The sequence below is a fragment of the Cellvibrio sp. ARAG 10.3 genome, from assembly GCF_051846955.1.
GTDB lineage: Bacteria > Pseudomonadota > Gammaproteobacteria > Pseudomonadales > Cellvibrionaceae > Cellvibrio.
The window spans coordinates 288,970-308,390 of sequence record NZ_JBPYCU010000005.1 but is presented as its reverse complement, the minus strand read 5'-3'; the positions used below and the strand labels follow the sequence as shown (position 1 = coordinate 308,390).

19 protein-coding genes are annotated in these 19,421 nt (G+C 49.7%); 11 read left to right on the top strand and 8 right to left on the bottom strand.

Annotation, left to right across the window (positions count from 1 at the left end; genetic code table 11):
- The first annotated feature begins 180 nt into the window (after positions 1 to 180).
- Positions 181 to 729 (top strand): DUF2726 domain-containing protein, encoded by a 549-nt coding sequence (locus tag ACSV5M_RS09260; RefSeq protein ID WP_439175715.1) that lies wholly within the window; start codon positions 181 to 183, stop codon positions 727 to 729.
- Positions 730 to 760: 31 nt separating this feature from the next.
- Positions 761 to 1,144, top strand: coding sequence for a hypothetical protein (locus tag ACSV5M_RS09255; RefSeq protein WP_439175714.1), 384 nt, complete (start codon positions 761 to 763; stop codon positions 1,142 to 1,144).
- A 178-nt stretch (positions 1,145 to 1,322) separates the two neighbouring features.
- On the opposite strand, the gene ACSV5M_RS09250 is transcribed toward ACSV5M_RS09255, so the two are convergent.
- The 3 genes from ACSV5M_RS09250 to ACSV5M_RS09240 form a co-directional block, all read right to left on the bottom strand.
- On the bottom strand, positions 1,323 to 3,302 hold the full coding sequence (locus ACSV5M_RS09250) for an ATP-binding protein (protein ID WP_439175713.1): 1,980 nt from the start codon (positions 3,300 to 3,302) through the stop codon (positions 1,323 to 1,325).
- A gap of 229 nt (positions 3,303 to 3,531) precedes the next feature.
- The gene (locus ACSV5M_RS09245) at positions 3,532 to 3,675 is read right to left on the bottom strand and encodes a hypothetical protein (RefSeq protein ID WP_439175712.1); all 144 of its coding nucleotides are present in this window, start codon (positions 3,673 to 3,675) and stop codon (positions 3,532 to 3,534) included.
- A 397-nt stretch (positions 3,676 to 4,072) separates the two neighbouring features.
- The gene (locus ACSV5M_RS09240; protein ID WP_439175710.1) at positions 4,073 to 4,687 is read right to left on the bottom strand and encodes a PEP-CTERM sorting domain-containing protein; all 615 of its coding nucleotides are present in this window, start codon (positions 4,685 to 4,687) and stop codon (positions 4,073 to 4,075) included.
- Positions 4,688 to 5,068: 381 nt separating this feature from the next.
- Between ACSV5M_RS09240 and ACSV5M_RS09235 the strand changes: the two genes are divergently transcribed.
- Positions 5,069 to 5,230 (top strand): hypothetical protein, encoded by a 162-nt coding sequence (locus ACSV5M_RS09235; protein ID WP_439175709.1) that lies wholly within the window; start codon positions 5,069 to 5,071, stop codon positions 5,228 to 5,230.
- Positions 5,231 to 5,338: 108 nt separating this feature from the next.
- Here ACSV5M_RS09235 and ACSV5M_RS09230 read toward each other — a convergent pair whose 3' ends face one another.
- The 3 genes from ACSV5M_RS09230 to ACSV5M_RS09220 are packed head-to-tail and all read right to left on the bottom strand — an operon-like array spanning position 5,339 to position 6,786.
- Positions 5,339 to 5,833, bottom strand: a complete 495-nt coding sequence (locus ACSV5M_RS09230) for a hypothetical protein (protein ID WP_439175707.1) — start codon at positions 5,831 to 5,833, stop codon at positions 5,339 to 5,341.
- Positions 5,834 to 5,866: 33 nt separating this feature from the next.
- Positions 5,867 to 6,490, bottom strand: coding sequence for a matrixin family metalloprotease (locus tag ACSV5M_RS09225; RefSeq protein WP_439175706.1), 624 nt, complete (start codon positions 6,488 to 6,490; stop codon positions 5,867 to 5,869).
- Between the two features lie 35 nt (positions 6,491 to 6,525).
- Positions 6,526 to 6,786, bottom strand: a complete 261-nt coding sequence (locus ACSV5M_RS09220; RefSeq protein ID WP_439175705.1) for a hypothetical protein — start codon at positions 6,784 to 6,786, stop codon at positions 6,526 to 6,528.
- Between the two features lie 250 nt (positions 6,787 to 7,036).
- Between ACSV5M_RS09220 and ACSV5M_RS09215 the strand changes: the two genes are divergently transcribed.
- The 4 genes from ACSV5M_RS09215 to ACSV5M_RS09200 all read left to right on the top strand — a co-directional run bounded on the left by ACSV5M_RS09215 (position 7,037) and on the right by ACSV5M_RS09200 (position 9,464).
- Positions 7,037 to 7,303, top strand: a complete 267-nt coding sequence (locus ACSV5M_RS09215; protein WP_439175703.1) for a PepSY domain-containing protein — start codon at positions 7,037 to 7,039, stop codon at positions 7,301 to 7,303.
- Entirely contained in the window at positions 7,303 to 7,833 is a 531-nt protein-coding gene (locus tag ACSV5M_RS09210; RefSeq protein WP_439175702.1) for a cytochrome b/b6 domain-containing protein, read from the top strand. The genes ACSV5M_RS09215 and ACSV5M_RS09210 overlap by 1 nt, the downstream gene beginning before the upstream one ends.
- 163 nt (positions 7,834 to 7,996) lie before the next feature.
- Entirely contained in the window at positions 7,997 to 8,464 is a 468-nt protein-coding gene (locus tag ACSV5M_RS09205) for a nuclear transport factor 2 family protein (RefSeq protein ID WP_439175701.1), read from the top strand.
- Between the two features lies 1 nt (position 8,465).
- Complete coding sequence (locus ACSV5M_RS09200; protein WP_439175699.1) at positions 8,466 to 9,464, top strand: Gfo/Idh/MocA family protein; 999 nt, start codon at positions 8,466 to 8,468, stop codon at positions 9,462 to 9,464.
- 120 nt (positions 9,465 to 9,584) lie between these two features.
- On the opposite strand, the gene pelA is transcribed toward ACSV5M_RS09200, so the two are convergent.
- Positions 9,585 to 10,775: a pectate lyase gene (gene pelA, locus ACSV5M_RS09195; RefSeq protein ID WP_439175698.1), complete on the bottom strand. Its 1,191-nt coding sequence runs from the start codon at positions 10,773 to 10,775 to the stop codon at positions 9,585 to 9,587.
- Between the two features lie 252 nt (positions 10,776 to 11,027).
- Here pelA and ACSV5M_RS09190 point away from each other — a divergent pair, with 252 nt between their 5' ends.
- Positions 11,028 to 12,455 (top strand): hypothetical protein, encoded by a 1,428-nt coding sequence (locus ACSV5M_RS09190; RefSeq protein ID WP_439175697.1) that lies wholly within the window; start codon positions 11,028 to 11,030, stop codon positions 12,453 to 12,455.
- 108 nt (positions 12,456 to 12,563) lie between these two features.
- Here ACSV5M_RS09190 and ACSV5M_RS09185 read toward each other — a convergent pair whose 3' ends face one another.
- Positions 12,564 to 14,000 carry a rhomboid family intramembrane serine protease gene (locus ACSV5M_RS09185; RefSeq protein WP_439175695.1) on the bottom strand — a complete coding sequence of 479 codons (1,437 nt, stop codon included), beginning with the start codon at positions 13,998 to 14,000 and terminating at the stop codon, positions 12,564 to 12,566.
- A gap of 301 nt (positions 14,001 to 14,301) precedes the next feature.
- Between ACSV5M_RS09185 and ACSV5M_RS09180 the strand changes: the two genes are divergently transcribed.
- From ACSV5M_RS09180 to ACSV5M_RS09170, 3 genes are all read left to right on the top strand, one after another.
- On the top strand, positions 14,302 to 15,156 hold the full coding sequence (locus tag ACSV5M_RS09180; protein ID WP_439175693.1) for a lysostaphin resistance A-like protein: 855 nt from the start codon (positions 14,302 to 14,304) through the stop codon (positions 15,154 to 15,156).
- Between the two features lie 194 nt (positions 15,157 to 15,350).
- The gene (gene ppc / locus ACSV5M_RS09175) at positions 15,351 to 17,966 is read left to right on the top strand and encodes a phosphoenolpyruvate carboxylase (protein ID WP_439175692.1); all 2,616 of its coding nucleotides are present in this window, start codon (positions 15,351 to 15,353) and stop codon (positions 17,964 to 17,966) included.
- 207 nt (positions 17,967 to 18,173) lie between these two features.
- On the top strand, positions 18,174 to 19,415 hold the full coding sequence (locus ACSV5M_RS09170) for a methyl-accepting chemotaxis protein (protein ID WP_439175691.1): 1,242 nt from the start codon (positions 18,174 to 18,176) through the stop codon (positions 19,413 to 19,415).
- Positions 19,416 to 19,421: the final 6 nt, after the last annotated feature.

The following is a 19,421-nucleotide window of genomic DNA, read 5'->3' as shown; positions in this document are numbered from 1 at the left end:
ATCCCGCAAAAGCCCCTGATTGTCCGTTGGATGGTCAGGGGCTTTTTGCTTTTCGGGTCTTTTAAAAGGCGCTATCTTTTTGATCTTTGGGTGGCGCTTAACTATAGTTATTGGGTTTTGCGAGGCTATGTAACGCATGATGTTACCAAGCAAGGTTGCCTGAACGTCGAAGAAGGAAGCATGATGGACTTGATATACGTAATATTTTTCGTCGCCATATTGAGTTTGTTTGCAGGCGCTATCAAAAGTGGCGGAAAAAGGCGGTTTAAATATAATCCTCACGAAGAATGGCCTTTCGAAAAACAAAAGCTAATGAGCCATCCAGAACAAGTTATGTATTTTCGACTTCGCGAAGCCCTGCCAGATTATTGTATTTTCTCCCAAGTCCAGCTTTCCCAATTAGTCCGCGTCAAAAAAGGCCATGACTTTAAGCAATGGTTTAATCGCATTAACAGAATGAGTGCGGATTTTGTCGTAACAGACAAAAGCATGAGCACGATAGCTGTTATAGAAGTAGATGATAAAACCCACCAAAGAGCGGATCGAATCGAACAAGATAAGAAAAAAGACAAAGCTTTGAAATCAGCAGGAATAGAAGTAATTCGCTGGCCAGCAAAGCCACTTCCAACAGTAGAAGCCATACGAAGTAGATTCTGGAAGCCCACAGAAGAAACTTTCAAGCCGGCAGTAGCTGATCAGCCGGACTTAGATATATTAAAGGAAGCCTGATTTAAGGCTTAAAAAAATGGAGGAAAGGGCAATGGGAAAGAAAACAATAATAGCAGGGATTCTGTTCTTGACGGCAACCTGCAATAGCCAAGCGGAAGAATCGGAAAAAGCCAAAACCAATCCAGACGCAATACCACCTGTAATTACGCCAGAAGATACAGATTTAGATCTGACAGCAGAACAACAAATCATGTTGCTCAACCGCAAAAAAGCGGACTGGTTGTTAAAAGATATGAAAGTAGGTGGAAAACCAATACCAAGCTCTTACGATAAAAAAATAGAACAATTGCAACGCGAAAAATTCGATGCAAGCCCCCGCCAAACAATTCCCTTAAAAGACTGCATCAAGCCGAATAACGTTATTGATAATGATGTGCAGGAGTGCATGAATGGTCGAATTAGAAAAACGTGGTGAACATACGCCGAATAGAAATTACCGTAAAAACGACGGGAAAAACTAAAACTAGCATAATTTTACCCGACGAGATAGATATAGATCGCGATGAGCTAGAATATTAGCAAAACGAACTTGCTTAGTAAGAATAAGAGCGGGAGGTGGTATTCCCTCCCCATCATAACAGACCAAAAAAGTGTTAAAAATCTTGAGTAAAAAGTTCTTCAGAGTAGGCCTCCCTCTGGAATTTCTGGGAACCATCGACATCATTTAGATACTCAACAAGCTCTTTCAACACTATCACATGAAATTTTGAAGTGTGGGAATCCAAAACATGAGTAAGGCCGTGGTAGTCTCGTTGATGGAGATTATCAAGATCCAAAAAGGAAGTTATCGTATATTTTTTCTTCCATTCAGATCCCATCTCCCATGCAACCGCGAGATGGATGTCTTTTTCGGTTTTAGTCTCAGACTCAAATTCTTGAATTAATGCATCAAGGTTATACTTATACTCCAATATTTTGGGGGGGCTTACGATTTCACCAATATGGTGTAGTTCCGCAACACCAAGAGGGTTTTCGCTTTTGTCAAATACATGATTAGTTATAGGCTCTCTAACCACATACTTGAATACAGCGTCATATTGCATTACCTGGCTTGTTGCTAGTAACTTGAGCCCTCTTATAACCCCTCCAGCCAATAACTGATTAAACAAAACTATAACGTCCTGCTCAGATTGCGGTTCGGAAGTAATCGAAATTTCATTTACAGGAGCAAAAAATGATTTATTCTTAATTACCAATGGAAAATCTTTTTCATGTAGAACTTGATTGTTCACCCATTCGAAAAGCTCAAGCTCTTTGGTGATTACCGGTTTTGCTCCACTGTCAGATTTTAAAAGTGATTTCCATCGTTTAAATCGATTAACGATAGATACAGATATCTGCTCTGCAACTTCTTTTAGTTCTGGCTGAAATCCCTTCCTTCCTAAATCAGGATCAGCATTGCTGAAATGAACAATTATATGGCACTGGTTTTGATAACCGATATTAGATGTCAAAGGAATGGCAACGAGCTCACCCTGAGTCATCTTGTTGTTAGCCATCTGTAATCCGCCCTTAAGAACCCTAAATCCCTTGCGCAATTTAGCTAGAGTATCGTTGAACTGATCCCAGACAGCAGTTGAGTATGTAAAATAGCCATAAGCCTCGACATTGTACTGATTTATCAAATGTGAAAATTCAGAATCGTTAGGTCGAAGAGCTAAAAGTTCTTCTGTAGAGAAAAATTCGTATATACCGTTTGCTTTTAAAAACCTTTTTGGGATATTAGAGGCATCATTGCCTGCTGCAATTAGTCGCTGCTGTGATTGTAATACTTCTTTTAAATTAACACTTCCGTTTATCTTCGAGTGAGGAAATATGTATTTCGCATCTTGATCAGTTAGGATTTCAAATTCACCACTCTTTTTTATCACCTTAAGGTCGAACTTAATCTGTTTAGCTGGGCCGCCAAGATAATCTATAGAACCTAATGGCGTTTTTAAGAGCAACAAATATAGCCACTGTTCAGGTTTAGTTGCTGTATACCAAGACAGATCTTTTGGTCGCGTATGCTCTCCACCAAAACGTAGCTTAAAAGTAGAGCCTCTATCGATCTGTGAAAATTCCGGAGAGGCGCAAGGAGCTGCAACAACAGTAGGGCGTGTTACGATACCCTTGTAGTCTTCTACCCAACTTCTGCCACTTTTAAGCTCTCCTGAAAATACATGACCATTACCTTTAGTGGCAAATTGGAGGTAGTCAAACCCATATCCAATGTAAGTGGCGCCAACTCCTTTGTTACCTCTTGTTTTCCCATCGTCCTTGAAGGAGATATTTGGGGCAAGAAAAGTTTCAAGCTCCTTTTGATTAAACCCTATACCGTTATCCGTTATTGAAAAAGAATTGTCGGCTAGGTCTACAGTTAGCCAAAGTTTTCTTGTGTAATCTTCCATGTTCTCAATAGAGGCTCGTTTATCTACTGCGTCCATCGCATTTTGTATTAATTCACAAAAAGAATCATACATTCCTACATATGACTTAAGAATATTTTTTATTTCTCTTTTTTGCGCTGCTGCAAAAATTTCTGCATCAGTTGACTGGCTTATTGTAAGTGGATCCCAAGAGTGAATGCTCATTTTTTTCTCATTTTAAGAAATGGTATTAAAAGAGGAAGTAAAAACATTGATACGAAAAACTATCTAAATAATATTAGATAAAATCTTTCTAAAAACAGATGAATTGAATCACTACTCAAAGTACATAAATGCTATAGCCATAAACGTGTTATCCGAACGCTCTTATTTTAGCTAACAAACTTTTAATTATTATTTTTGCCATACGCTTCAGCTAATTTCAGAGCGCTTTTTATAACAAGGCCTGTTTGTATAATAACTCTCCACATTTCTTACTGTCTCCAGAGCGGGATGCAGAAGAAGCCTCTTTTTGTAGATAATCAATTTCGCCTTTAAGTTTTTCAATTAAAAACTCAGTTAATTCATTAGCAGTCATTACCAACTCCTTTTTTAGATTACGCGATGTATGCAATAGTAGTTAACTGATAGCCTCAGAGACTATTTTGATTAAGGCCATGCAGTATAGCTTCTAATTATTGAAAACATTAGGATTAAAGGCTGAATCAGTCAATAACGGAACATTACTCCGGTAGGGTGTATTCTGAAAAGAATGTTCAGCTCACGTATCAGAGATGTCCCAACGAGGCCCCGAGTAAAGTGGGGCACCGGGGGATAACGTAAGGCTGATTTTTGTAAGGTGCTGATTCTATAGAATATTTTATGATTTGTGGGTAAAGAAGGCATGCAAAATATCCAGAATCCTCTAACCCAAAAAGCAAAAGCCCCTGATATTCACCAAAACATCAGGGGCTGGAGAGGCCTAGAAATGAATTCTAAGATGTTTGGCGGCGGCGAAGAACCGCCAGACTTACTAAAGAAATGAAGAGCAATCCTAACGTACCAGGAGCCGGAACAGGAGTGGCCCTCACAAGCAGCGAATGATTTTTTGCGGTCCAACTCCATGCCCTGTCCAGATCTATGTTAACAAATGAATCAACATGCACGGCACGCAACATAATGCCTCGCGCATATTCTGACTGATCTTCACTTAATATAAATGCATGCATATATGACACAACTGAATCTACTGCATACTCTGCCCCCATAATTCTTATTAATTGATCAATCAAACGGAGTTGTTCAGCACACCGAAAGCCAAGGCAAAGGCTCGGATTAATACCATTGTTCTGCAACAAGCCTTCAAACTCCCCTACCGTGGCAAATCTAAAACCCTCTAGAGCACCGCCAGAAGCGAGCAGATCTTCCATCTCGTTGTAACTGTGGCGCCCCGATTGGTCTAAGTCCAACCACTCCAGACCAGATACATCATCAAGAATAATGCCGTTATCACCTTCAGTTTTCCAATCGTATTGAATAAGGGCTGCGGAAGCGTTGAGGGATAGCGCAGTAAGCACCAAGAAGCAGAATGCGGATAGTAATTTGTACATTTCGATATTCCTTTGAGTCGTCCATTAATTCGCGCCTAAGCCTACGCCTTGGCTGCTGGCGCGGAAGTATATATGTCACATTGTTACCAAAAAAGGTTTAGCCCCGAAAAAGTGTCGAAAAAATGTCGAAATCAATGCGATTCATAGCGGCTTAATAGCGTGTGGTGAGGGCAAGAAGCCCCATATTTCGGGCTTTTGCGGGGTATAGTGGTTTACTGAGATAGGCCAGAAAGGGGTTCGAATCTCTCACGCCGACCAGAATCCCGCAAAAGCCCCTGATTGTCTGGTCAGGGGCTTTTGGTATTTTTCCATTGAAAACTTATGAGTTTTGCTCAACAGTATGCGTTTCTAACCGTATTTTACGTCGATTGAGAAGGCATCATGAAAAAGCCAAAGAAACCAAAAACGCTGGCTGATATTCAGCTGGATCAGTTTTTACGTGAATTGGACACAGAAAAAGGACGCAAGCGGATTGGTGAAGATGCTTATAAAGAGGCCAAGGCGGCCGAGAGAAGAAAAACTATTCAACCCGCACCTAATTAAATTGAAACATGATATGAATTTTTCGTACCAGTATTTCAATTTGTGCTAATTACCGGATCAGAAGGGGTTAAATAAAATTATATTTTTGCGATTCCATTGGTTACCCTCCTACTTTACAGCATCCTGCCACTCATCCTCTCTAATGGCCTCGCAACCAATCCCCTCATACTGAAGCGATTTGTAATCAATTTTTACGTCGTTACAACGCTCGACAAAACGTTGAGCATCTGATCCATCCAGCATGGAGTCATATTTGATGCTCCAGTATTTGCCTGAGGCAGTTAAAACCAATGCGTCAAATAAATAGGAATCTACCGGTATACGAACAGATCCGTATCTGAAAGGCGTTTGAGTACCGATAGCACTTTTAACGCAGGCGCGGGAATCTGCGATGGTCATGTGGCTATTGACTGGGTCGTTCACATCAAGATGGTTATGTATGCCGCAATTTAATGATCCTTCGCCCGCCAGACGATTTACTTCCCCTGCCATGCCGCGATAACCAAAAGCATCCCATGGCGAGGTGTCAGGCTCTTTTACTGCGGTTGTCGAGCAGGCTGTGAGTAGTGCAATAGAAATTGCTATGTGCGGTATTGCATTCATATATATTCCTATAACCAGAGATGGCATGGATACCTATTTGTACAGATATATAATCCGCTGGCGATCACTAGCAGTAAGCTTTCGCCGATCCCTCTTTCCTGGCTTTGGTGGGTAATCCATAATTCCTAAATCTGAACGATGTTTTAGTCCCAGTTTATGTCCAAATTCATGTGCATCGGTTAGCTTCCAAGTGCTCCGAGGGGGTGTGGAGCCGAGCAGCAAGGCATTGCCCCATTTGTAATGGGTTGGCGCTGGTGCCCAGCCGCCTATGTACAGTCCCGCCTCACATGAGCATAGCTTCAAACCTTGGACTATTTCTACCAGCGTGGCGCCATGAATTCTGATATCAAATTTTGAAGCATTGGGAGCGAAGTTAATTGTTATGCCAGCCTTTGCGTAGACCTCTTTAATATTTTTTAGTCCAATCTCTGCTCGGTAGATATTGCCAGTGAGAATGTAGGCTAGGTTTATCGTCAATTTGCCGTTCGAAAAAACGACCTTATTCTTAAAGGCAGGGTTGGCTGTATCTGGTTTTGTGGTGCCTGCGGGCTTGCCAACCAGATTTTCAAGTTGGGCTACGGTTAGGCCGCAATTGGAAATTGTTTCAGTTTTGCAGGTTTTCAGATCCTGTCGATGAGCGCGGGACATAGAGTTCATATCATCATCCATTGAGTGACTTTTATAGATTTACCTTACCGCACAATAAATCTAAAAGTTAAATCTGCTTCACATAGTCCGATTCCTGCCGCTCTTCTGATATGCAATGTGTTCCAGTAACCTGACGCACGGAGGCCACCGATGATATCTTTTGTGGTGTTGCGCACAAATAAAAAGAGTTTGGTGGTATGTTCAGCCTGTAGTTCTGGATTTTTTGTGTTGTTGTAATCTACCAGTCCTTTCAATAGTGCAGCGGCGTCTTCGGGGGATGGAGTTGTGGTAAGTTCAATGTCCATTTGGGTTGCTCTTGAGGAATTTCGGGGGTTGTTAGTCGGGACTATACCCACATGCACATACCCTGTCAGCTCCTGATGTTAACGACGTGACTCATTATCAGTAAAAACACCAACAGGCCAGAGTGTGCAGGAGTCACCAAAATGCGCACCATTTAATTTTCTTAACCCTCCCCACCTTGTATATTTCGCACGATTAATTTTTAATCACCCCTCGGACACTAATAACTTATTACTTTTAATGGAGGTTTGTATGCGTAAGTTGCTGTTAACGGCTTTGGTTGCCCTGAGTCCTATGGCGTTTGCTGGTCCTGAGTGTACGACTGCCGATAAGGCGGAGTGGCAGGATAAGGATCAGTTCCAGGAGAATCTCAAGGCTCAAGGTTATGAGATCAAGAAGTTCAAGGTTACCTCAGGTAACTGTTACGAGATTTACGGCTGGAACAAGGACAAGCAAAAGGTTGAGATTTATTACAACCCGGTAACCGGTGCCGTGGTTAAAGAGGAAATCGAAGACTGATGAACGCAGCAACCGAAAAACTCTGGGACCCGGTGGTCCGTTTATTTCACTGGTCATTGGTCTTTATCTTTTTTGCCAATTATTTCTTTAATGAAGAGGGTGATGATTGGCATCAGTGGCTGGGGTATGCGGCGGTCGTCTGGTTGGTGGTGCGGTTTGTCTGGGGCTTTTTCGGGCGCGGCGCGGCGCGTTGGGCGGATTTTTTTCCGACGCCCGCGCGTCTTTCAACCCATATTCGCGCGCTGGTGCGCGGCGAAGCTTACCATCGCATGGGGCATTCGCCCTTGGGTGGGTTGGTGATGATCCTGATGATGTTGTGCGTCCTTGCGTTGGGTATCACCGGTTATATGATGCAGGAAATTGATTATTTCTGGGGTGAGGATTGGGTTGAGGATTTGCACGGGTGGATCGCCAATAGCTTGCTTGCCCTGGTGATCATCCATGTGTGTGCATCCTTATTTGAAAGTTATCGCCTGAAAGAAAATTTGCCCTTGTCCATGGTGACTGGTAATCGCCGTAAGCTGGATTAATCGCAGGCTATAACTGATGCTTTCGGTTATAGCCGCTCTGCTTGTTCTTACAACTCTTCACTTCGTGCTTTTCCCTTTTCGGCTTATAATCACGCCACATTAAAAATAACCGCATACTGGTTTATCAAAAGACACGGGTGCGGACCTTGTGGAGAGTGAGAATATGTTGTTACGTCTGTGTTTATTGCTGTGCGTTTTTTTTCCTATCAATCTGTTGGCTGCCGAGTGTTTGCAGCCGTCTCGCTTGAAAGCCCTGGATGCGCAATACGAAGAGGCCTTGCGTGTGGGGGATGTCAAATTCCTGCATACTTTACTGGCTGATGATTTTGTGTGGGTGCATAACCTGGAGGCGGATATTGAAAACAAATCCGGGTTGCTCAAACGATTGAAAGCCGACCAGGAAATCGCCAAGGCGCGCAACAGCCATGATATTACCCTGCATGCTTTGGGCAACACGGTGGTATTGAGTGGCCTGAGTTCCGTTGATAAATACAATACCGATGGTAAAACTTTTCGCACGTCGCGCTATCGTTTTATGCGCACCTATGTTGCCGTTAAGGATCAGTGCAAATTGTTGTCGGTGCAGACGATGAAAGTCTGGAGCAGCGAGAGCGCGAGCGAGGTTGAATAAGATGCGCTACATCATTGTGGGTACCGGTAACATCAGCAATACCTATGTGGCCGCGCTGCAAAAATTATCAGGGAGTGAATTGGTCGGTGCCGTCTCCCGCGCCGGGCGACCTTTGCGCATGGCACCGGCGTTGCCCGTGTGGAGCGACTTGGCGGAGGTGGATCGGGAATTTGATGCAGTGATTCTTGCTACACCCAATGGATTGCATCACGAAGGTGCTGTGCAGGCGGCGGCGTTGGGCAAGCATGTGTTGACGGAAAAACCATTGGATATTTCGCGCGCAGCCATGGATAACATGATCGCGGCCTGTGCGTCGGCGAAGGTGGTATTGGCCGTGTGTTACCAGCGGCGCACCAGCCCGGATAATCAATCGATAAAAAAATTGTTGCAGCAGCAGGCTTTCGGGAAAATTTTTGCCGCTGATTTGTCGGCAAAGTTTTATCGCGATCAAGCGTATTACGATAGCGGTGTTTATCGCGGTACCTGGGCCATCGATGGCGGCGGTCCGTTTATGCAACAGGCGTGTCATAACATTGATATCTACACCTGGTTTTTTGGTTTGCCGAAAAAGGTTACCAGTTTGCTCGGGCGTTTTGCGCATGAGATGGAGGCGGAAGATCACGGCGCGGCCCTCTTGCAATACGCTAACGGTATGATCGGTACCCTTGTCGCATCTACAGCAGCACGCCCCGGTTTTGCAGCGCACCTGGAAGTCCATACTGAAAAAGGCAGTTTTACCTTAACGGATGATCGCATTACGTTTTGGGATATCGCCGGCATCAGTAATCCCGCCGACACACAATTCAATTACACGCACGACGGTGCAACCAGTGCGGCGGTGACGGATACCACCGCGCACGAAACCATCATCCGGGATTTTGAAGCTGCGGTGCGCACGGGCAGTGAGCCTTTGGCCAGCGCCGAATCCGCACGCTTAACCACCGAACTAATCTTGCAAATCTACGCCAACGACATCGCCCAAACCGTCCACGCTCCGTAGGTCGGATTAGCCAAAGGCGTAATCCGACAATGCAATCGCAAGAATGGAAAATCTGTGCATTTATAAAACGTGGTGTCGGATTACGCCTTGCGGCTAATCCGACCTACGGGTTCGGGTTGTTTATTGGCGGGGATATTTTTTGGCCCACTTCGCGTATTTTTTTAATACTTTATTGGGCGCGGTGCTGAACCAGGCGTAGCCGTCGAGGCGTTCTTGCGAGACCTGGCCGATGTCGTAGTACACCGAACCATCGCGATCACCGAACACCGGGCGATTGGTTTTCAGATCGACAAAGCGTGACCACATGGGTTCGGCATCGGCATCTGCCGTCAGCGCGCTATCGCCGCGCTTCCAGGTGTAGCCGAGGATTTTATTGGCTTCATACCAGGCTGCGGCGGCGTGAATAGCGTTTATCAATTCGGGCGAGGGATTGGGCCGCGTCATTAAAAACTCAAGAATAAATACACTCTCCGTGGTGGCGAGCGAGGGCATTTCGTAAGCGCGAGCCTGAGCCGGCGCCAGGGTGACTGCATCGTGTTGCGCGCCCCAGATACTCAGTTGATCGCCTTGGTGCACTTGTGTTTTCAACACACAGTCAATCGCCTTGTCGAGCGCCGCTGTGGTTTGTGCTTTCACATCGGAGGACACAAACGCAAAGGCGCCATCGCCCTTGCTGACATTGTCCAGCAACACCATGATGTCGCGCATCAAGGCATCGTTGTAAGTAATGTGATCGTGATAGCTGCCCACCAACGGATAATTTTGCGGCCAGCCACCGTTAGGGTATTGCGCATCCAGTATCAGGTTAATGCCTTTATAAAATGCATCGGCATAAATTGCTTTACCGGTCGCGGTGTAAGCCTTGGCCAATAAATCCAGTTGCGTACTGGTGGCCGCATTATCAAAGGTGGGGATGTAATGTTCCTCCACGCCGAAGGCTTCGCCAGGCTGGCGCGGTTGCTGGCTCATATCGGTGCGCTTGGACCATCCGCCCGAGGGCGTCTGGAAAGACACCAGGATGTTCGCAATGCGCTGGCCTTCGGCCGTCTTGAACCACTCAACCGACTGCTTCGGATCAAAACCAAATTCTTTGGTGTAAGCCGGTTTTTTGGGTTCTTTCAGTCCCAGGGTTGCCAGTTCGGCCCGGATAAAATCCGTATCGATTTTTTTCCAGTGCTCGGAGCGCGCGCGGTAGGCGGCCATATCGCGCTGGGTGCTGGCGGTGTCCGACGTGGATTGGGTGGGTGATGTGCAGGCATAAAGACCGGCAAGGCTGAGCAGCCCGGCCAGTAACAACGGGAGTTTTTTCATGGATGTGTACCTTTGGTTTTTTTTACCGCCTCGGTGGCGCAAGGCCCAGCCGATGGTTGATATTATGGCGGCTTGTTTTATAGGCGCGCGACCAGGTCGAACGCCAGTTCTCTCGTCGCCTCGAGTGGCGACCCATGCAGTGTAGCAGCCAATGGTCCGCCATGCAGACGTGGCTGGTGTCGCACCAATCATTGGGGCAGAATGCGCTATCTCCCGAACGATAACACTCACAGGCCCTAGCAAGGAGCCCCCATGGCAAAGCTGTCCTGCAATTATTTTCCCGACCTGCCGGCCAATTGGCTGTGCAATCACTGCCACGCGCAATACAGCGAGCGTTGCATACCCGCTGGTCATAGCGCTCATTGGGGGCGGCGCGGGCCGCGTTGCATCCTGTGTAATACCGAGTTGCGTTATCTGGGCAGCGCGACCGGCGCCAAGCCTTTCTGGCAAATGTTGCCGCACTTCTTTCACTACCCCTTGCATATCAATAGCCTGATCGTGATTGTCGGCCTGGCCTTGGGTAGCTTATTGCTGGGCGGGGGATTGTTTACGTTATTCCTTGTGCTGTTTGGGTTGGCGGTGATGATCAAATACAGCTTTGCCATCATCGAACAGCGCGGCAGCGGCGCCACTACACCGCCGGGACTGGGTGAAGTCCTGAGCAGCGACCAGGATCACCTGTTTCTAAAACAGATCGCCGTGCTGTTTCTGATGGGTGTGATCGTCGGGTTGGCCTACCAGGTCGGCGAATTGGTAGGCGTGTTGGTGGGCGGTTTTATTACGCTGGCCATGCCGGCCAGCACCATGTTGCTGGCAGTGGAAAAATCGGTGGGCCGCGCATTAAATCCGCTTGCGCAATTGTCTTTGATGACGGCGGTGGGCTGGCCCTATGTGTTGTTATGGTTTTGTGTGCAGATTATTTCTGCCGGGCCCTATTACGGTTTCGAATTACTCGGTGGCACGCTGCCCGATATTTTATTGATGCCGCTACTGGTGGCAATCAGCGTGTACTTCACCTTTGTGCTCTACACCATGCTGGGTTACGTGTTGTTTGAATACCAGCATGAACTGGGTTTTGAATCCGCGGTGGATGAAGATCCGCTGACCCCTGAAGAGTTTGAAAAAGCCAAGGCGTTGGGCGAAGTGGCCGTGTTGATCAAAGAGGGCGATTACATTCGCGCGCGCACCAGCCTGCGCAAAGCCCTGGATGCGGTGCGCGATGATATGGAGCTGCACCAGAGCTACCACAAATTATTGATGTTGCTGGATGACGACAGCGCGTTAACCAACCACGCGCAGTTTTTTATTGAGCTGTCGCAGCGGAAAAATATGCTGGGCAAGGCGGTGCCGGTGGTGCTGGATGTGCAAACCCGCGTGCCGGGTTTTCAACTGGACAATACCAAGCTCGCGCTGGACCTGGCGCGCTTGCTGCAACAGCAAGGCAAACACCGCGCGGTGGTGCGCCTGTTTCATAACCTGCATAAAACCAAAGGTGACGACCCGCATCTGCCGGCGGCGTATTTGGTGGTGGCGAAGATCTTTCACGAATACTTAAATGATGATGCCAAGGCGAAAGCCTTGGTGGAGTTTGTGTTAAAGAAATATCCCCACGCGGCGCAGAAGGCACAGTTGTTACAGATTCTTGAATCGATTGATAAGACGGCGAAAACACTTCCGTAGGTCGGATTAGCGCCAGCGTAATCCGACAAACCCGTTCAATCAAAGGCAATCATCATAAACCGTACATCGGATGCCGACCTGCATATGGACAGTCGGATTACGCTGGCGCTAATCCGACCTACGGGACAGACCGGCGAAGGTTTTGGCTTTTTCCAATTGCTGGTTTTGTTGGTAATACTGGGCCATCTGCGCGCAAAGTTTTCCCATCGCCGGGTTGTTTACACCTTGCTGCTGCGCGCGCAGCAAAAAGGTTTCTGCGGGTTTGATGGCGTTGGCCTGCCAATATTTATAAGCCAATGCCAGGGAAATATTGCCGGTTAGTGCCGGTGTGTGCGGATGGAGCTGACGGTATTGTTGCAGTATGTCCTCAATGCCGGGCTTCCAGGTGACATAGGGCGTTTCCCTGGCAACAAATTGTTTCAACACGGCAAAGACCGTTTCATGGAATTCCTTGCTTTGCGGCTGGCTTTTTGCCAGGTCGTAACGCAGCCGCCAGGGGCGCGGGTCCAGGGGTTGTTGTTCGCAGGCTTGTCTGGCGAGCATCTTTGCCTTGGGAAAGTCCAGCGCGGTCATGGCTTGCTGAATGCGTTTTAGTTTTTGTTCATTCACATCATCCTGGATTTTTTCTTCCTGCACCTCAGAAAATTCCTGCTGCGTTTTCCGGGCCAGTAACATCATGCCCGCGCCAGCCAGCAGGCCGCCGATGTGCGCCCAGTAAGCGATATTGGTTTCGGTAAAGAAATGGCCATACAGCTCTTTGGCCAACCACAGCGGCAGGATAAATAAAGCCGGCGCGCGGAACTCGCCAAAGTAAACAAACACCGTATAAAAAAAGCGAATCTTGCGCAGGCGGTAAAGCGCAAGGTACATGCCCATCAAACCGGAAATTGCGCCGGATGCGCCGACCACCGGCACATAGGAATCGTGATTAAACGCGAGATGTAACACATTGGCGGCCAAGCCGGAAGCGAGGTACATGCCCAAATACACATGGGGCCGCAACACTCTTTCCAGCGTAAAGCCGAACAAAAATAAAAACACCATGTTGCCGAACAAATGATCCCAACCGCCATGCAAAAACTGGCTGGAGATAAAGGTAAAGGGCTTGGCCTCGGCCGGTGTCATGCCGCCTTCAATACTGCTGAGCCGGTTGCGCTGTTCTTCAAAGGCTCGCCGGTGTTCCGGCCAGTCGGCGTGCGCTTCCGGAATGGTGATACGAAAATTTTGCCAACCGTCTTGCAGGTAACGGTCAAAACCGCGATCAACAAAAATGCCCCGCATCACATAAGCATCGCGTTCTGCCTTGCTCAGATTCGTGAGTTCATCCTGCAATTCAGGGTGAGCGGTTCGGCTGTAATCGAGAAAGTGTTCGCGCTCCAGTTCCAGCAATTGATGCTGTTGATAGATACGCGCAGCGTCCTGGGCAATAGCCGAGTCGTTGCCTTGATAGAGCAAAAAAATCAGCAGGTTTGCCAGGATAAGACCGATAGTAATGACGGGCGGCCGGGACCATTCCGGCTTGTTCTCGATGGGAATAATCAACATAACGTGCGCGATCCACTGCGATAGGGTTCAGGGAGCCAACTATCGCCAGCGGGTCGGCATTTTTCAAGCGAAATTTCCTACCCTCTCCGGGCATTGGCCCGGCAGTATGAAAAAATTGACTGTCCATCAAATAAACACCTGACGCCAACCCGCACCAGTACTCACTGTGATGCAGTTACCAAAAGTTCATGCACAAGTTTATTCACAGCTTCTGTGGATAATCGTTGTTGACGACTTGATCAACAGCGACCTTTACTTGATCATTCCGCCGACTTTCTGCACACCGACAAGGATTCCCGGCATGTCTGTTTGGTTCACCTATCTCACCTGTGTTGCCATGGCGTTTGCGTTTATCGCCGTGTGGCTACCCTGGCGGTTTTATCGCCAGCCGCTGTGGTTCTGGTTGTTGCTGACGGCTGTCATTCTGGCGTTGCCCGCGCATCTATTAACACCACTGGCATTACTGTGGATAAGCATAGCGTTGGTGGCTTGTTATCTTGTCCAGCGTAGGGCGCACACGCCGGTGTGGATGCTGTTGCTCCTGGCCGTCTATTTATTTGCGTTGGGCCTGGGTGTGCTGCCGGGGTTCGCGCGCATCACCTTGATCGAACCGGCGCTGATCGGCGACGGCGTCACGCCTTACGGTTTGCGGGTAAGCCTGGCAAAACCGATAGCGGGTTTGCTGGTGCTGGCCTGGCTCGCGCCCCGGTGCCGGTCGTGGCGCGAAGTGGGCCGGTTAGCGCTGTGCTGGCCACGCTGGTTGTTGCCTGCACTGGCGGTGTTGTTGTTTGCCGGCCTGCTGGGTGTTGCGGTGGATGTGAAATGGCTCTGGTGGACGCCGCTGTTTATTCTGCTGAACACCTTGTTCACGGTGATACCGGAGGAAGCGTTTTTCCGCACCTTTTTCCAGCACCCGCTAGAGCAGCGATGGGGTAACGCCGGGTGGATTTTATGGGTTGTGGGTGCGCTGTTTGCCTTGGCCCATGTGGTGCCGATCCACGCGGACCTGTGGCGACCCTTTGCGGTTATTTTAGCGGCGGGCGTCGCTTATGCCTGGGCATATCGACAAAGCGGCCGCATTGAGACGGCGGTGCTGGCGCATATGGCGGTGAACAGTTTGCATTTTGTGTTGTTGGTGTATCCGATGACGTTTTAGTGGTTGTGCGTATGGCGAGCTGGGTGTCGGATTACGCTGGGCTAATCCGACCTACGGGAGCGCTGGGCCCTTGGCCGGGTTTTATTCGATCCTACCGGGTCACATTTTTACCTTCATGACGTAGAATAGCCGCCTCATTGCGTCGCTAAAAAGCGGTCGGCTGTTGTTTCACATAGATTCCTTGGGGGGACCCGATGTCAAAGCTGCCAGAAACCCTGCGCGAGAATGTGCGCCTGTTGGGCGAATTACTGGGCGAAACCATTCATGACCACGAGGGGCCGGAAGTCTTTGCCAAGGTGGAGAGTATCCGCCAGCTGGGTAAGGCGATTAACAGTGCACAAAACGGTGATTCCGCACCGCTGGTAACCATGCTGGGCGAGCTGGACGATAAAGATATCCTGCCGATTGTGCGCGGTTTTAACCAGTTCCTGAACCTGGCCAACATTGCGGACCTGGAGTATTTTTCCAGCGCCGAATCCGAGCGCGAAGACAGCCTCAAGGCGATGCTGCTCGAGTTTGCCGATAGCCATGGCAAGGAGCGTCTCTCCGAGGTTATTCGCGACCTGCGCATTGAACTCGTACTCACCGCTCACCCTACCGAAGTCACCCGCCGTACCCTGATTCGTAAATATGACCAGATCGTCAACACCCTGGCCGACCGCCAGCGTGGCAACCTGCTGACCTTTGAACAGGATAAGTTGCGTGGCCGCCTGCACCGCCTGGTGGAGGAAATCTGGAGCACGGACGAAATCCGTACCGAGCGTCCCACCGCTATCGACGAAGCCAAATGGGGCTTTGCGGTGATCGAAAACAGCCTGTGGCAGGCTGTGCCGGACTTCGTCCGTCACCTGGACCGCCTCTGCTGTCGCCATCTGGGCCAATGCCTGCCCACGGACCTACAGCCCTTCCGGTTTTATTCCTGGATGGGTGGCGACCGCGACGGCAATCCCAATGTCACCCATAAAGTCACCCGCCAGGTCCTGTTGTTGGGCCGTTCCATGGCCGCCGAACTGTACGCGCGCGATACCCAGAGCCTGGGCGGTGACCTGAGCATGTACGAGGCCAATGACGAGTTGCGTGCACTGTATCCCGACAGCGTGACACCTTACCGCGACCTGATGGCCGACCTGCGCAAGCGCATCCTCGCCACCGGCGACTGGGCGCAGGCCCGCTTCCAGGGGCGCCTGGTAGAAGCGCCGGAAGACCTGATTGTCAGCCGCAACGACCTGCTCGAGCCACTGATGCTGTGCTATCGCTCATTGAATGAGGTGGGCCTGCCACACATTGCCAACGGTCCGGTGATGGACACCATCCGCCGCATCCATGCCTTTGGTATCAACCTGGTACCGCTGGATATCCGTCAGGACGGCGAGCGTCACGTAAAAGCGATTGATGAACTGACGCAGTACCTGGACCTGGGCAGTTACCGCGAATGGTCGGAAGAGCAACGTCAGGCATTCTTGTTGGAGCAGCTGACCAGCAAGCGCCCGTTATTGCCAGCCAAATGGCCGATGAGCGACGAGACTGCCGAGGTACTCGCCACCTGCCGTGTCGTGGCCAATGAGCCGGAAGAAATTCTGTCCCATTACGTTATCTCCATGGCCCAGCAGCCATCGGATGTCCTGGTCGTGGCGCTGCTGTTAAAAGAGTGCGGTATGCAATGGGCCATGCCGATTGTGCCGCTGTTTGAAACCCTCGATGACCTGGACCGTGCGCCGGTGGTGATGGAAAAACTCTGGCAGTTGCCCTGGTACCGCGAGTACTGCGGCAATAAGCAAACCGTCATGATCGGTTATTCCGACTCCGCCAAAGACGCGGGCAAATTGTCCGCTACCTGGGCGCAATACAAGGCCCAGGAAAAACTGGTGGCCCTGGCCGAGAAATACGAAACCAAGCTGGTGTTGTTCCACGGTCGTGGCGGCACCATCGGCCGTGGCGGCGGCCCGGTTGAAAAAGCCATGGCGTCCCAGCCACCGGGTTCGGTCAAAGGCAAGATCCGCGTGACCGAGCAGGGCGAGATGATCCGCTATAAATTTGGCTTGCCTCGCCAGGCATTCAATAACTTGTCTATTTATGTGGCGGCAACCCTGCGCTCCACCTTGTCGCCCCACGCGGCCCCGGCTCAGGAATGGCGCGACATGATCGAACGCATGGCGTTCAAGAGCCTGGAAGCCTACCGCAGTGTGGTGCGGGGTCATCCGCACTTTGTGCCTTATTTCCGCAGCCTGACACCGGAGCAGGAGCTGGGCTTGCTGGCCTTGGGCAGCCGCCCGGCCAAGCGTAAAGCGACCGGCGGTGTGGAAAGCCTGCGTGCGATTCCCTGGGTCTTCGCCTGGACGCAAGTGCGGTTAAACCTGCCGGCCTGGTTGGGCACACGCCAGGCGCTGGAGTACGCGTTGAACGAACATCCCGCGATCCTTGCGGATATGGTCAGCAACTGGCCGTTCTTCTCCAGCTTCCTCGATCTGTTGGAGATGGTGATCGGTAAAGCCGACGGTCCGATTTGCGCCTATTACGAACAGCAACTGGTGCCGGCGGAATATCACGGCCTGGGCCAACAGTTGCGCGCGGATCTGGCAGCGCTGGAAGTGCTGATGAATCGCATCAAGCAACAAAAAGATCTGCTCAGCGATGAACCACTCTTGCGCCAATCACTCAGTGTGCGCAAGCCCTACGTTGATCCGCTCAACTACTTGCAGGCCGAGTTACTGAAACGCCATCGCAGCAGCGATGCCATCAGCCCCGACCTGGAACGTGCCTTGAAAGTCACCATGGCGGGTATTGCGGCAGGTATGCGCAATACGGGCTAAAGGTTGGTATCCCGGTTGCCTTGTGCAACCGGGATTTTCTTTTCCGATTGATGTATCCACTTCCGATTCCGCTCCACCAGTATTTCACCGCCAGTTCTTTGACACTTATTTAAACCGCGTCTATAAGTTAAGAACCCCGACCGACGATGGGGCCGAAGTGCTGCACGCAGCACAGTAAATACGTGTGTTGGACTGAGTAGCTTGGGTATGGATTCGGATTTCTCCCGTCACAAAAATGCTTTTGGGTCTACTGACTCGAACAACCTCTTACTGATGACTGCCGGTGTGCCTGTGTTATTGGCGCTGTTGGTTATCGTTATCGCGTTTACTGCCATTGAATCTCAGGGGTGGCGTTGGCTGGTAAGCTTGGTGGCCCTGGCTTCAGGTGCCTTGGGTGTTGTGCTGGCGCGCACGCAACTGCAGGCACGGCAACAGGCAGAACAGCTGTTGGCCGTACAACAAGCCGAGCGTGAACAGATCACGCGGCTGACCTTGGTGAACAACAACTATCAGCAGTTATTAAAGGAATTGTTACCGCTGTGGCGTCGTCAGACTGACCTTGCGAAGCATCAACTGGAAGAAAGCGTGAATGAACTGGTCAATCGTTTTTCCGGTATTCACGAACGTTTACAAAATGCCGTAGGTGCATCCCGTGCTACCGCCGGTGATATGCAAGGCCAGGGTGGACTGGGCGGTGTTATTCAATTTGCCGACAGCGAACTGGGGCAAATGCTGCAAACCCTGAGCAAGGCTATTCAACATCGCGATGAGTTACTGCGCGAAATTACCGAACTGTCAAAGATCACCGACGAATTACGCAGCATGGGCTCCGAGGTTGCCGGCATTGCATCGCAAACGAATTTGCTTGCGCTGAATGCGGCCATTGAAGCAGCCCGTGCCGGCGAATACGGGCGGGGTTTTGCGGTGGTTGCCGACGAAGTTCGCACGCTGTCGAGCCGCTCCGGTGAGACCGGTTCGCGTATTGGTAAGCGCATCGAACAAGCCAACGCAACATTGCAAAAAACCCTCGAACGCACCGCAGAATTTGCCAAGCAGGACGATGCGCGTTTAGCGCAATCTGAAAGTGCGGTGCAGGAAGTGTTACATCAATTCCGCCATTCCGGTGAACGCATTATGGATTCGGCCCGCGCACTGGAAGAAGAAAGTGCTGCGGTGCAACACAATGTGGAAGAGGTCATGGTCAACCTGCAATTCCAGGATCGCGTCAACCAGATTTTGAGCCATGTTACAGCGGATATGGAAAAATTTGTCGCCATGCTTGGTGAACAGCAAGCCAGTCTGGCACGCGGTGAAAATATCAACGCCATTGATGTAAAAGCCTGGCTGGATGCCGTGCGTAAATCCTACACCACCCTCGAACAGGTTGCCGTCCATCAGGGGCGGGACAACATCAAGAAGCCCGAAGAATCACAAATCACTTTTTTCTAGGAGTTA